Raw genomic sequence first — 15,851 nt, 5'->3', positions numbered from 1 at the left:
CAGTCGCATGATCGGCACGCTGTGGGAGTACGTTTACACACACTATAACATTTCAATGAGGTGAATTATGAGTCAGAAAACAATTCAAAAGGTTTACCCGTTGACGCCCATGCAGGAAGGTATGATGTATCATGCTGTGCTTGATCCACAGTCCTCATCCTATTTCACCCAGTTGGAGCTGCACGTCACCGGCCATTTAGATGTGACGATTGTGCAGAAATGTATAGATCATTTGCTCGAATCATACGAAATTCTTCGTACCGCCTTTGTGCACCAGCAGCTGCAGCGGCCCCGGCAGATCGTGTTTGCCGAACGCCAGGTGGCTGTGCATTACGAGAACATCACGCAAATGGAGCAGTCGGAGCAACAGCGCTATTTACAGGCCTACAGGCATCAAAACCAGACCAACGGGTTTAATTTAGCAAAAGATCCTCTTATCCGGGTCGCGATCTTTCAGCTGACGGAGAGCTCGTATCAATTCATGTGGAGCAACCACCATATTTTGATTGATGGCTGGAGTTTGGGCGTGCTGATGAAAAAGCTGTTCCAATGCTATGAGACGCTGCGCAGCGGCCGGACCTTAGCCGTCGAACCTGTAAGACCGTATGGCGAGTACATCAAATGGCTGGCAAAACAGGACAAAGAAGCGGCGCTCACTTATTGGGACGCCAGGTTGGCGGATTTCGACCAGGCCACGCCGCTGCCGGGCGGCCGCCGGCCGTCTGCCGGCGATGTGTACCGCAACGAGAGCTGGACTTTCACTTGGGATGAGCGGCTGGTTGCAGCGATCAAGCAGGTGTCAAACCGCTATCAGGTCACCGCATCCAACATGTTCCAAGCTATGTGGGGCATGCTGCTTGGCAGATACAACAATACGGATGATGTGGTGTTCGGCGCCGTCGTCTCCGGTCGGCCTTCATCTATCCATGGCATAGAAAGCATGGTGGGCTTGTTTATCAACACCATCCCGGTTCGCGTCCGTATGGGCGAGAATGCTACGTTTGCGGATCTGTTCGCGGCCGTGCAGAAGAGTGCACTCGAGGCGGAAAAGTATGATCACGTGCCGCTGTATGATATCCAAAATCGTTCCGTGTTAGGTCAACAGTTGGTGAACCATCTGCTTGCTTTCGAAAATTTTCCGCTGGAACGGGAGCTTGAGGACGGGAACTTTGAGCAGCGTCTGGGTTTTTCGGCGGAGGTCGTCGGAGGGTCGGACGAAACCAACTATGATTTTAATCTGATTGCATTTCCCGGCGACCAGTGGACCATCAAGATGATGTACAACGCCTCCGTCTATGATAGACAGTGGATTGAAAAGGTTGCAGCACATCTAACTAATATCGCCTGGGCCATGGTTAGCAACCCTGAAGCGCACATCAGGGGGGTATGCTACTTGTCGGAGGATGAAAGACAGCAGCTGCTTGGTTCGCTTCACCATGCTGAGGTTTCGTATCCGCAGGACAAGACAATCCAGCAGTTGTTCGAGGAGCAGGTTGAGCGAGTGCCCGATCGTGCCGCTGTAGTGTTCGAGGATCGTCGGCTCACGTACCGGGAGTTGAATGCGCGTGCCAACCGGCTGGCCGCACTCGTGCGGGCAAAAGGCGTTGGGCCGGATGGACTGGTGGCAATTATGGCCGAGCGTTCTCCGGAGATGATAGTGGGCATGTTGGCGATTCTGAAGGCTGGCGGGGCATATGTCCCAATTGACCCGGCATACCCTTCCGACCGGATCGAATTTATGCTGGAGGACAGCGGTGCAAGGGTTCTGCTCACCCAAAGTCATTTACTGAACAGCGTAGATTTCTCGGGTGAGACACTCTGCTTGGAACTGTCCGACGTTGATGTCACCGACGGAGCGACGTACAACTTGGCGCCGGTAAATTCGCCGGACGATTTATGTTATGTCATCTATACCTCCGGCACGACAGGCAAGCCCAAAGGGGTGATGATTTCGCACCGGAATGTTGTGCGTCTGCTGGTAAACGACAAGCTTCAGTTCACATTCAGCAGCAGAGATACATGGACGATGTTCCACTCCTTCTGCTTCGATTTTTCCGTGTGGGAGATGTACGGTGCCCTCTTATATGGAGGCAAGCTGGTGGCCGTGCCGAAAGAGGTCGCGCAGTCGCCACAACAGTTCCGTCAGCTGTTGATCGATGAGAAAGTCACCGTACTGAATCAGACACCGACCGCGTTCGCTGCGCTTATCCAGCGTGAGATCGCCGCACCTAGCCGGGAGCTTGAATTGAGGTATGTTATTTTTGGCGGCGAGGCGCTTCAGCCGGCGATACTTCGGGAATGGAACGACAAATACCCGGAGACCAAACTGATCAACATGTACGGCATCACCGAGACAACCGTGCATGTTACATATAAAGAAATCGCGACGGAAGAAATCAACAGCAATATCTCGAACATCGGGGTACCCATACCGACGCTCGGCTGCTGCATCATGGACAAGGACATGAACCTCGTGCCAATGGGCGTGATCGGCGAATTGTGTGTTACCGGCCTTGGGGTGGCTCGCGGTTACCTGCACCGCCCGGAGTTGACGGCGCAGCGGTTCATTGACAACCCATATAAGCCGGGTGAGCGGCTGTATCGGTCGGGAGACCTGGCCAGGCTGCTGCCGAATGGAGAAATGGAGTATTTTGGACGCAGTGATCATCAGGTGAAAATTCGTGGCTTCCGCATCGAATTAGGCGAGATTGAACATCGTTTGCTGCAGATACCGGCGATCACTGAAGCTGCTGTGCTGCCGTTGACGGATCATCACGGACAGCCGATGCTGGTGGCATATTTTACCGGAAGCGAGCAGTTGAGTCTCGGCGAGTTGCGCCAAGCGCTTTCCGTGCATCTGCCGGATTATATGGTGCCCGCACATTTCATGCAGCTGCCGAAGATGCCGCTCACGTCTAACGGAAAGCTTGATAGGAAGGCATTGCCCAAGCCAACTGCAGGTGCGGGCAGAGACACTTACCAAGCTCCACGCACTGAACTGGAGGAACGTTTGGCGGAAATTTGGCAGGAGGTGCTTGGCGTTGAGCGTGTGGGTATCGATGACGATTTCTTTTCCCTCGGCGGCCACTCCTTAAAAGCCATGCTCCTGACCTCCAGAATGCATCAACAAGTCGAACGTGAAGTTCCTATCAAATTGTTGTTTGAACGTCCGACCATTCGGGGTTTGGCCGAGAGCTTGCAAGCCGCGACCGAAGATAGCGCGGGTGTGATCGAGCCCGCTCAAGTGCAGCCGCATTACCCACTATCATTTGCGCAACGACGCATGTATATTTTGAGCCAGCTGGAAGGAGCGGGTATCGGCTACAACATTCCCGCCGCGCTAAGCCTGGAAGGGGAGTTGGACCAGTCGCGCCTGGAAGCGGCCTTCCAGGGACTGATCGCCCGGCATGAGACATTGCGGACGTCATTCCATATGGTAGACGGAGCGCTGGTGCAAAAGATACACGAACACATTCCGTTTCAGTTGGAGTGCACTCGCGCGTCGGAGAAGGACAGCGAGACATTAATCCGTAATTTTGTGCGGCCGTTTGATCTTGATCAAGCACCATTATTGCGGGCTGAGCTGATCCAATTTGATGAACACAGCCATCTTCTGCTCATTGACATGCATCATAGTATCACCGACGGTGCATCTACCGCAGTGCTGGTGCAGGATTTGGCTGCATTGTATGGCGGGCAGACAGTGCCCGAACCAAAGCTTCACTACAAGGACTACGCCGTGTGGCAAAACCAGCCGGAGCAGCAGGAGAGATTGGGCCGCCTTGAGTCATTTTGGCTCGATCAGTTTGCAGGCGACATCCCGGTGCTGGATTTACCGGCCGATTACCCCCGCCTCTCTCAGCAGAGCGCCGCAGGTGACAGGTTCGTGTTCGGCATAAGCAAGGAGTTCGCCGGAAGAATTCAGGAGCTTACGACTGCTACGGGCACAACGGCATATATGTTTTTGCTGGCCGCATTCAACGTATTCCTGGCCAAATGTTCCTCGCAGGAGGACATCATCGTTGGTTCGCCTATCGCGGGAAGAACACATGCCGACATCCGGGATATGCCGGGTATGTTCGTTAATACGCTCGCGCTTCGCAGTGCGCCCGAAGGCAGCAAAACCTTCAGGCAGTATCTGACGGAGGTCAAGGAGCTGTGCCTGCAAGCATTCGCACATCAGGATTATCCGTTTGAAATGTTGGTCGAAAAACTGCCGATTGACAGGGACACAAGCCGGACTCCTCTGTTCAACGTGATGTTCAACATGCAAAACATGAACACACCACAAATGCGGCTGGGCGAGCTGAGCTTGTCCGACTATCCCATGCGGCCCCTGGCGGCTAAGTACGATCTGACGCTGGAAGCGCTCGAATCGAATAATGAAATCCGTTTGAGCTTCGATTATGCAACAGCGCGGTTTTCGGCTGACACAATGCGACGTTGGAGTGGCTATTTGGTACAACTCGTGGCCGCCGCAGTGACCAATCCTGACGCGACTGTCAGTGAGATGGATATGCTGTCAGCGGGGGAACGACGTCAACTGCTGGAAGAGTCCAGAGCCACTGGAGTGAATTATGCGACGGACCAATGCATCCACAGCCAGTTTGAGAGCCAGGCGGCCAAAATGCCGGAACGGATAGCGGCTGTCGCCCCTGACGGACAGCTCACCTACCACGAGCTGGAGGAGAGGGCGGCGAGTCTGGCGCGCACATTGAGCGGTCTCGGCATCGGACGTGGGGACGCTGTGGCGCTGCTTTTGTCGCGTTCGACCGATGCGATAGCGGCCATGCTGGCTGTGCTTAAAGCCGGTGCAGCATACGTGCCGATCGATCCTGACAATCCGGATCAGCGCATTGAATTTATTTTGCAGGACAGCCGTGCGCGTGGGCTTATCACTGAACAGCAATACGCTGCCCGTGTCGGCGAACTATTCGACGGCGCAGTCATCGACGTATCCGCCGCCCGCAGCTCGGCGTTAGAGTCAGCTGACCGTGCGCTGAGTGAGACATCGGCGCAGATAGCCACTGCGGCGGATGATTTGGCTTACATAATCTACACATCAGGCACGACCGGCAAGCCCAAAGGGGTCATGATAGAACATCGTCAAGTGCTCCATTTGGTCGAAGGCTTGCGTGACCGCGTTTACTCACAGCATGATCATACGACTTTAAATGTTGCGTTGGTTGCACCTTTTCACTTTGACGCGTCGGTGCAGCAAATATTCGCTTCGCTGCTTCTGGGGCACACATTGTTCGTCGTACCCAGATCATCGTCCATGGATGGCCGTGCTTTGGCGGCATATTATCGATCGCACCGTATCGATGTCACCGACGGCACGCCGGCTCACGTGCAGATGCTGCTGGCGGCTGGCAATGTGCAGGGCGTTGGCATCCGTCATATGCTGATCGGAGGAGAAGCGCTGCCGCAGGAGACGGTGCGAGGAGTTTACGATTTGTTTGCGTCTGCCGGCAGCGCACCGCTGATCACTAATGTGTACGGGCCGACCGAGTGCTGCGTCGATGCCTCTGCATTCGATATCCGGCCGGAAGCATGCGAAGGCTCTGCCAATGTGAACGCTTATGTACCGATCGGCAGGCCGATTGGCAACAACCGGCTGTATATCATGGATGCCGGCAACCGACTGCAGCCCGTTGGACTGCCGGGTGAGCTATGCATCGCCGGTGACGGCGTAGGCCGCGGGTACTTGAACCTGCCGGAACTGACTGCGGAGAAATTTGTGGCCGATCCGTTCGTGCCGGGCGAGTTGATGTACAGAACGGGGGATCTGGCGCGCAAGCGGCCGGACGGTGAAATAGAATTTTTGGGCAGAATGGACGGCCAGCTGAAAATCCGCGGCTACCGCATCGAGCCGGGCGAAATTGAGGCGGCGCTGGTGAGACATGAAAAGGTGGACAAGGCTGTAGTCGTCGGGTATCCCGAACAAGGTGCAGCTCAGGAGTTGTGCGCATACTTCGTGGCCGAGAAGGGCGAGCTCGCCGCTGCGGCCGTGCGGGAATGGTTATCGGCGCAGCTGCCTAAGTATATGGTTCCAAGCTACTTTGTCCAAGTCGAATCGATCCCGCTGACGGCGAACGGCAAAATCAACCGTCGTGCCCTGCCTGCACCTGTATTAGTCAACACATCCGGAGCAGCGTACGCGGCCCCCGAAAGTGAAATGCAGCTCGTGCTGTGCGATTTATGGCAGGAAACGCTCGGCGCGGACCGCGTTGGCGTGGATGACAACTTTTTTGATTTGGGCGGACACTCCCTGAAGGCGATGATGTTGATCGGCAGCCTCCAAACGAAGCTCAACCGCGACATTTCGATCAAAGTATTATTCGATCGGCCGACCGTGCGAGGTCTTGCGGCATATCTCGATGAAGCTGCAGCCGGCAGTTCGTCTGTCTATGCGCAGATAGAGCCCGCGCCCGAGCAGCCGTATTATCCGCTCTCCTCCGCGCAGAACAGGATGTACATTTTGCAGCAATTCGAACCGTCCGGCGCTAGCTATAACATGCCGTCCGTTCTGCTTCTGGAAGGCGAGCTCGATGCATCGCGGCTGGAACGAGCACTCCAGGCCTTGATCGACAGGCATGAGTCGCTGCGCACGTCGTTTATGGACATCGAAGGCAAACCGGTACAACAAATCCATCAGCGAGTGCCGTTTGAATTGCACCAGCTGGCATGCATCGAGGAGGAAGCACCTGAGCTGATAGAGCAGTTCATCCGTCCGTTTAATTTGCATTCGGCACCACTGTTCCGAGCGTGCGTGATCAAGTTGGCGGAGAACCGGCATCTTTTGTTGACCGATACGCATCACATTATTACCGACGGCCACTCCAATGAAATCTTGGTGAAGGAATTAGCCGCGCTGTACGCAGGGCAGGCTCTGCCGCAGCCCAAGCTGCATTACAAGGATTTCTCAACATGGTACAACGAACCGGCGCAGCAGGAGGTGGCTGAACGGCAAGAGCAGTATTGGTTGGAGACATTCTCAGGCACGATACCTGAGCTGTCGCTGCCGACCGATTATCCACGTCCCTCGGTGCAAAGCTTTGCGGGCGATGTTGTACGCTTCCGCGCATCTAAGCAATTGACTGATCAGATCCGCCGGCTTGCGCTGGCAACCGGAACGACCATGCATATGGTACTGCTGTCCGTGTTCAACATCTTTTTAGCTAAGCTCTCAGGACAGGATGATGTAATTGTCGGCTCCGTCGTTTCAGGCAGAGCACATCCGGATAGCCAAGCGATTCCGGGCATGTTCGTCAACACATTGGCTCTGAGAACCGGGCCGCGTGCGGACAAAACATTCCGGCAGCTGCTCCTGGAGGTTAAGGAAGCCAGTCTTCAGGCCATCGAGCATCAGGATTATCCTTTTGAGCAGCTGATCAATAAGCTGGACCTGCCCAGAGATGTCAGCCGGAACCCGCTGTTCAACGTGATGCTTACCTCGGAGAATGCGGATCGGGATGTGCTTCGGCTGGATCGCTTGAACATTGCGCCGTATGACATGCCTCATACTACTTCCAAGTTCGATTTAACACTGGGAGCTTTTGAGCGCGCGGATGAACTTGGGCTTCAATTTGAGTACTGCTGCGACTTGTTTAAAAAGGACACGGTAGTCCGCTGGAGCGCGTACTTGCTGAACACTTTACTGGGTGCCGTTGAAAATCCGGACGCCCGTCTAGCCGACATTGAACTGCTTACCGCTGAGGAAAAACGAAAAACGCTCGTGGAATGGAATCGCACGGAGCAATCCGACGTCCCAACGGACAAAACGATTCACGAGCTGTTCGAGCATCAGGTGCTCGTTACTCCGGATCAAGCGGCGGTGGTATACAACGGGCGGCAGTGGACATACCGGGAACTCAACGCTAGAGCCAATTGGTTGGCTCGTGTGCTGATCGCCAAGGGGGTTCGTCCGGATCAGCCTGTCGGCATCATGGCCAAGCCATCGCTGGAAATGGCCGCAGGGGTTCTTGCCATATTGAAAGCCGGCGGCGCGTTCGTGCCGATCGACCCGAGCTATCCTGCACAGCGGATCTCCTACATGCTGTCCGACAGCAATGCGCGCCTGCTACTGACGCAGACAGGTTTGGCTGTGCCGCAGGAGTTCGGTGGAGAAGTGTTGTTGCTGGATGGAGAGCACGACTGCTCGGGCGGGTTCAACAGTGAAGTGCCCAATCCCGGTGTCAACGCGGCGGCCGACAATCTCGCATACATCATTTACACGTCCGGCACGACTGGGCAGCCCAAAGGCGTCATGATCGAGCACCGTTCGTTGGTGAACCTGTGCTTCTGGCACAACGAGGCATTTGCCGTAGGTAGCAATGACCGAAGCGCCAAATATGCCGGGTTCGGGTTTGATGCGACCGTGTGGGAGCTGTTCCCATACTGGGTGGCGGGTGCCCAGGTGCATATCATAGACGAAACGATTCGCATGGACATCGTGCGTTTGAATGAATATTTCAATAACAACGGCATCTCGGTAACCTTCCTGCCCACCCAACTGTGCGAGCAGTTTATGGAGCTGGACAACCGTTCCCTGCGCGTCCTGCTCACCGGTGGGGATCAGTTGAAAAGGGTTGGGTCGGAGCATCGATACACGTTAGTTAACAACTACGGGCCGACGGAAAGCACCGTGGTGGCCACGAGCACGAGCGTTAAGCACGGGGCTCAAACGATCACAATCGGCCGGCCGATCACAAACACGCGGCTGTACGTTCTGGGAAGCGGCGGTCAGTTACAGCCGACCGGGGTCGCAGGAGAGCTATGTATCGCCGGCAGAGGTTTGGCGCGCGGCTATATGAACCGGCCTGAGGAGACGGCAGAGCGGTTCGTACCCGATCCGTTCGTGCCGGGCGAGAGGATGTACCGCACGGGCGATTCCGCCAAATGGCTGGAAGACGGTACTATTGAATATCTTGGCCGTATAGACCGACAAGTGAAGGTTCGAGGATTTAGGATTGAAATGCCCGAGATAGAGGTGCATTTGGCTCAGCATGCAGCAGTTAGCGCCGCCGTGGTCAGTGATATCCGGGATTCCCAGGGAAACACGGCGCTGTGCGCGTATGTGGTGCCTGTGGGAAGCTTGGATGCCGATGAACTGAAAATGGATCTGGCGAGTGTACTGCCTGATTACATGGTGCCTCAGTATTGGGTTGAGCTCCCGCAGCTGCCCATGACGCCAAACGGCAAGGTAGACCGGAGAGCGCTGCCGCTTCCGCAGATCAGCACTGCCGAACCGTCAACATATAACGGGCCGGCCAACGAGCTCGAAGCACTGCTGGCTCAGGTATGGCAGGATGTGCTGGGACTTGACAAAGTTAGCACCACGGAGAATTTCTTCGCGCTCGGCGGCGATTCGATCAAAGCGATACAGATGGCGAGCCGCCTGTACCGGGAGGGTTGGAAGCTCGAGATGAAGGATCTGTTCCAACATCCGACGATCGAACAGGTCGGCCCGTATTTGCAGCGAGCCGAGGGTGCGACGGCTGAGCAAGGCATGGTAGAGGGCGACGTCTTGCTGACCCCGATTCAACGCTGGTTCTTCGCACAGCGGTTTACCGCGATGCATCATTGGAATCAGTCTGTTATGCTGCATGCACCGTCCGGCTTCGCCCCGTATGCTGTGCAAGAGGCGCTGAGCAAAATTGTGGAGCATCATGATGCCCTCCGCATGAGCTACACGTTCAGCCAGGAAGGAGTGGTGCAGCACAATCGCGGCTCGGAGAGCGGCGAGGTGAGTGTGCAGGTGGTTGATCTCCAAGGCGTGAACGATATTGAAACGCGGATCACGTCTTATGCCGATGAGGTGCAGCGCAGTATCGATCTCGGGCAGGGCCCTCTGCTGAAAACGGTGATTTTTCAAACCGATCATGGCGATCATTTGCTTATCGTCATCCATCATCTGGTGGTGGACGGAGTGTCGTGGCGGATTTTACTGGAGGACTTCGCCGGAGGCTATTTGCAGGCCGTTAGGGGAGAAGAGGTGAGCTTGCCCGATAAAACCAATTCGTTCAAGGACTGGGCGGAGGGCTTACAGGCCTATGCCGACTCGCCGGCATTCCTTAAGCAGGCGGATTACTGGCAGCGGATTGAAAATGAGCGTATCATGCCGCTGCCGAAGGATAACGCAAGCACTACGCACGTGATAAAAGATTGTGCCTCGGTATCGGTAGAATTATCACAAGAGGACACTCGCCTGCTTCTCACGCAAGTTCATAAACCTTACCGGACGGAGATGAACGACATTTTATTGACTGCGCTCGGAATGGCTGTGCAGGAGTGGACGGGCGAGTCCAAGATATGCATTAATCTCGAAAGTCACGGCCGGGAAGAAATCCTGCCAGGAATGAATGTGTCGCGCACCGTCGGTTGGTTCACGGCGCAGTATCCGATCCTATTGAATATGCCAGACGGTCCATTGCCGACGCTGATCAAAACGGTGAAAGAAGGCTTGAGGAGTATTCCGGATAAAGGGGTAGGCTACGGCATCCTGCGCTACTTAACCGCAGCAGAGCACAAAGCGGGGTTGGAGTTCGCGCTCAAGCCGGAAATCAGCTTCAATTACCTCGGACAGTTTGACAGTGAGGTACAAACGGATGCCTTCGGCCCTTCAACATATGGCATGGGCGATCAGATCAGCGGAGAGTCGGAAGCACTGCACGCGCTCAACTTCAGCGGCATCGTGCGGGGCGGGCGGCTCGCTCTATCCTGCACCTTTAACAAACAGCAGTATTTGCGGGGCACGATCACTCAACTGATGGAGAGGCTTCAGCGCCATCTGCTGCAATTGATCCACCATTGCGTCGAGAAGAAAGACCAGGATCTCACGCCAAGTGATTTCGATGCCACGGATTTGGGAATGGACGAAATGGAGGACATTTTCGAAGTGCTGTCGGAAAAGCTAGGCTGAGGCTGCCTGAGAACAGTTGCGGCTCATAGGCGAAAGCACATACTTACGAAAAGCGCGCGATGACATGTTGGCCAAGCGGTGTGGAACATGGAGAAGATCAAAGACATTCCATGTTCTCCCGCAAATGCCGGGTAACAGCGTGAGATTATCTTGTTAATAGTGTGAGTGGGGACCACACGGGGGGAGCGAATTAAATGAGTCAGTTTCAAAAAGATCAAGTGCAGGACATGTATTATTTGTCGCCAATGCAGGAGGGTATGCTGTTCCACACCGTTCTGAACCCGGGACGCAGCTTTTACGTCGAGCAGATCTCAATGCAGATACAGGGGACTTTTCGCGCTGACCTGCTTGCGGAAAGCATGAACGTGATCGTGGACCGGCATGATATTTTTCGGACGGTTTTTGTGCATGAAAAAATGAAAAGACCGGTGCAAGTTGTGCTGAAGCACCGGGCGTTTCAGGTGCAGGAAACAGATCTTTCCGGTCTTTCGGCAGCAGAGCAGGAACAACGCGTACAGGCTTACAAGCAGCAGGATAAAGCACGGGGATTCGATCTATCTAAAGACATTCCGATGCGCACTGTTGTATTTAACAAGGGGAATAACAGCTACGAATGGGTGTGGAGCTACCACCATATCGTCTTGGACGGCTGGTGCTTCGGCATTGTTGTACAGGAGCTGTTCCGCGTGTACGAAGCGCTGCTGCACAATAGGGCTTACAGTCTGCCGCCCGTCAAGCCGTACAAAGAGTACATCAAATGGCTGGACAAGCAGGACAAGCAAAAATCGCTCGAGTACTGGGATGATTATTTGTCCGGCTTTGCGGGGCAAACGACCTTCGCCGAACAGCGCAAAAAAGATGGCCAAGCGGCCGCTGAGCCCGGCGAGGTGTGCTTCCGTCTGACGGAAGAACAAACCCGCGCGATCACAGAATTGGCACAAGAGCACGGAGTAACTCTGAGCACTATGCTTCAGGCGGTTTGGGCTATTCTGGTGAGCCGGTATCAACGCTCTGACGATATTTTGTTCGGAACTGTCGTGTCAGGACGCCCTGCGGACATTAGTGGGGTGGAGCAGATGGTCGGACTGTTTATCAACGTCGTCCCGAAGCGGGTAGAAGCGGCCGCAGAGCTCTCTTTTGCGCAATTCATCTCGATGGTTCAATCGGGGTCGCTAGATTCGGAGCCGCACCAATATGTCCCGTTATATGAGATTCAAAGCCGTGCAGCGCATCCTGACATGATCGATCATATCGTTGTGTTTGAGAACTACCCTCTCCAGGAGGCTGGCGGGAATGAGCAGCAGCAGAGCCTCGGATTCACGGTGGGGACAACCGACGTGTTTGAGAAATCGAACTATGATCTAAATTTACTAGCCTCCCCCGGTAAGGAAATGGCGCTGAAGCTCGCATACAACACCAATATGTTTGAGGAGACCTTCATCGTAAGGTTAAGGGATCAATTATGCGGCATCATTGAGCAAGTGTCTGCCCGCCCTCAGATTAAACTTGGGGAAGTACGGATAGCCACTTTAGCTGAGCAGCAGCTTCTGCTGGAGCGGTTTAGCGGGGAAACGTGGGGCCCTCTCACGCATGGTCTTACGCTGACTAGGTGGTTCGAGCGCTGCGCTGCGGAGCAGCCGGACCAAATCGCTATTGTGTGTGAAGATCGGACCATGACCTATTCCGAGCTCAACGAACGGGCTAACCAGCTGGGACGACTGCTGGTTGAAAGAGGGGTGACCGCCGGCACGTTAGTGGCGATGCTGGTCTCGCGTTCGCCGGAAATGATCGTCGGCATACTGGCCGTGTTGAAAGCGCGTGGGGCTTATCTGCCCATCGATCCCGCATACCCCGAGCAGCGTATCCGGTTTATGCTGGAGGACAGCGGTTCGCCGCTGCTGCTCACACAGTATGAGCTGACTGATTTGGCGGACGCCGTTTCTCCGGCGGGGCCGCGGCTCTACATCGACAATCCGGTACTCTATCGGGGTGATGGATATAACCTGGATGCCGCCGGATCCCCGGATGACCCGGCTTATGTGATCTATACATCCGGTACGACGGGCAATCCAAAAGGAAATCTGACGACGCACGCGAACATAACACGAGTTGTCAAGGATACGAATTATATTGACATCTCCAAGAGCGACACTCTGCTGTCGTTATCGAATTATGCATTCGACGGTTTTACATTCGATTTGTTCGGCGCACTGGTGAATGGGGCAAAGCTGGTGATAGCGAGGAATGAAACCATTCTCCATATGGGTAAGCTCATCCAGCTGATGGAAGCTCAAAAAGTGACGGTGATGTTCACTACGACTGCGCTCTTCAACCTGCTCGTAGATGCAGGGGACACATGGATGCGCGGTATCCGAAAGGTGCTGTTCGGCGGGGAACGATGCTCCGTCCCTCATGTGCGTAAGGCGCTGCAGCGGATGGGGCCGGATAAAATCATCCATGTTTATGGCCCAACAGAGACCACGGTGTTCGCAACCTTTTACCCCGTGAATCACATTCCGGAGGATGCTGCGATAATTCCTATCGGCAGACCGCTGAGCCTGACCGGGGCTTACGTGCTTAGCCCGACGAATCAGCTTCAGCCGCTGGAAGCGGTCGGCGAATTGTGCATAAGCGGACCGGGGCTCGCCCGCGGCTACTTGAACCGGCCTGACCTGACCGAGGCCAAGTTCGTGCCGCATCCGTTTGCCGCTGGAGCACGGCTGTATCGCACCGGTGATTTGGCACGGTGGCTTCCCGACGGCACCATTGAATTTCTCGGCCGGCTGGACGATCAGGTGAAGATACGCGGTCATCGCATTGAGCTGGGAGAAATTGAAGAGCAGCTGCTGCGCTGCCCTGAGGTGAAGGCGGCGGTAGTATTGCCACTGAGCAGCATGTCGGGTGAAACGACGCTATGCGCGTATGTCGTTGGCCATGAAGGCAGTGCTTTGGAGCCGGACAAGCTGCAGACTAATTTGGCGGCCGCGCTGCCGTCCTACATGGTTCCACCGACGTACATCATGTTGGAGCGTCTGCCGCTCACCCACAACGGCAAGGTCGATCGCCGACTGCTGCCCAAGCTGGAGCAAGCGGCCCAGGCCGGAGGTGATATGACCCCGCCACGCAGCGCTCTTGAGGCTCAACTGGCTGCGATTTGGTCAGATGTGCTCGGTGTGCCCACTGTTGGCATTCATGCAAACTTTTTCGCTTTGGGCGGTCATTCATTGAAAGCAATGGCAGTGTGCGCCCAAATTCTTAAAACTACTCACGTTGACGTGCCGGTGAAGCTTTTGTTTGAGTCCCCGACGATAGCCGGCATTGCGACATATTTAGAAATGTGGGGGAATGGCACGGACGGTTTACCCGTAACTTCGGCGCTGACAGAGATGACGACCCTCAATCCCGATGGGGGCATGAATGTATTTGCTTTTCCGCCGGTGTTGGGCTATGGGATCATGTACGGTGAGCTAGCCGCGGCGCTGCCCGACTACCGGATATATGCATTTGATTTTATCGAACGTGATGATCGCATCGCGCGTTACACCCAAATGATGGAGGAGCTCCAACCCGAAGGTCCTTTTGTCATATTTGGTTATTCCGCAGGCTGTGCACTGGCCTACGAGGTTGCGAAAGCATTAGAGCAGCGAGGCCGGTCGGTGGATATGCTGATCATGGTCGATTCTTACATGAAGACAGGTGTCAGTCAGCTCGATCGTACGGTGGAGAAAGATGTGCAAGCGCTGATGGAGGCCAATCAGGACAATCCGTATTTACAAATCAATTCGGTGCGCGAGGGGATAGCACGTAAAGTCACAGCTTATTACTCTTATTTCATCGAATTAATCAACACGGGCCACGTGCGGGCAGAGATTCGTTGCATACGGTCTGATCAAGATATTTCACTGCCTGCTTGGATGGGTTCCTGGCAGGAAGCGACAACGGGCACCTTCCAGGAGCACCAGGGCTTTGGACAGCACGATGAGATGCTGAATGGCGATATGGTGAAACAGAACGCCGAGCTTATCGGCGCCATTTTACAAGAGAGGTTGGTAAAACAATGAGCAGACTCATTCAGCAGCTGGGATGGTCATCCACGCAAAACATGAGCCTCATATGCTTTCCGTTCGCTGGAGGATATTCGGCGTCGTTTCGTCCACTCCAGACTTGCTTGCAGGATCGTTATCATTTTTTGGTGGCCGAACCTCCCGGACATGGCACTAACCTTATGCCGCTGGTGGATGACATGGAGACCCTGGTGGAGCTGTATCTGACCGCGCTCAGACCCGCATTGGTTAAGCCGTTCGTGTTATTCGGGCATAGTATGGGCGGATTAGTGATTTATAGGCTGGCCCAAAAGCTCGAGCGGCAGGGTATATTCCCGCAAGCGCTGATTATTTCGGCGGTGCAGCCGCCGCACATACACCGGAATGTTGTAACACATTTGGACGACAGTGCGTTCCTCGATCATGTTATCGGCATTGGCGGAATTCCGCCCGAGCTCGTGCAGTATAAAGAGCTCCTCGATTATTTTGTGCCCGCATTCAGGGCGGATTTCAAGGCTTTGGAAACATTCAAGCACACGGACCACTCTCTGATTCACTCGCCGGTACATATCTTCAATGGGTCTGAGGATGAAAAATGCATGGCCGACGCCCCTGGCTGGCGGCAGTGGTTTTACAGTGAGCCGACGTTCCATGTGTTCCAAGGAGGCCATATGTTTTTGTTGTCGCAGACCGACGCGGTGGCGGCGAGCATTCAATCGATCATTGAAACGCAGCCTGTTCGAGACGAGCACCTGTACGCCGGCAGTGTGTGAGCTGCGGCTGGCTGCCGCGAACCTATCGAGTGCGCAGCGTACGTGAAACCCCGGCGACCTAAGTCAATCCGCTACCTGATGAACAGGGGCGGATTTTTTGTGTTGTGGGCT

3 protein-coding genes are annotated in these 15,851 nt (G+C 54.9%); all 3 read left to right on the top strand.

What is annotated here, in order from left to right:
- Nucleotides 1-67: 67 nt before the first annotated feature.
- The 3 genes from CBW46_RS12405 to CBW46_RS12395 all read left to right on the top strand — a co-directional run bounded on the left by CBW46_RS12405 (nucleotide 68) and on the right by CBW46_RS12395 (nucleotide 15,740).
- Nucleotides 68-10,924, top strand: coding sequence for a non-ribosomal peptide synthetase (locus CBW46_RS12405; RefSeq protein WP_089200319.1), 10,857 nt, complete (start codon nucleotides 68-70; stop codon nucleotides 10,922-10,924).
- A gap of 194 nt (nucleotides 10,925-11,118) precedes the next feature.
- Nucleotides 11,119-14,985, top strand: coding sequence for a non-ribosomal peptide synthetase (locus CBW46_RS12400; protein ID WP_089200318.1), 3,867 nt, complete (start codon nucleotides 11,119-11,121; stop codon nucleotides 14,983-14,985).
- The gene (locus CBW46_RS12395; RefSeq protein ID WP_089200317.1) at nucleotides 14,982-15,740 is read left to right on the top strand and encodes a thioesterase II family protein; all 759 of its coding nucleotides are present in this window, start codon (nucleotides 14,982-14,984) and stop codon (nucleotides 15,738-15,740) included. The genes CBW46_RS12400 and CBW46_RS12395 overlap by 4 nt, the downstream gene beginning before the upstream one ends.
- The last annotated feature ends 111 nt before the right edge of the window (nucleotides 15,741-15,851 follow it).

The sequence above is a fragment of the Paenibacillus xerothermodurans genome (genome assembly GCF_002220865.2).
In the GTDB taxonomy this organism is placed as follows: Bacteria; Bacillota; Bacilli; order Paenibacillales; family NBRC-103111; genus Paenibacillus_S; species Paenibacillus_S xerothermodurans.
Note: the sequence above shows the minus strand (reverse complement) of the source record. Positions and strands in the feature narration are given on the sequence as shown.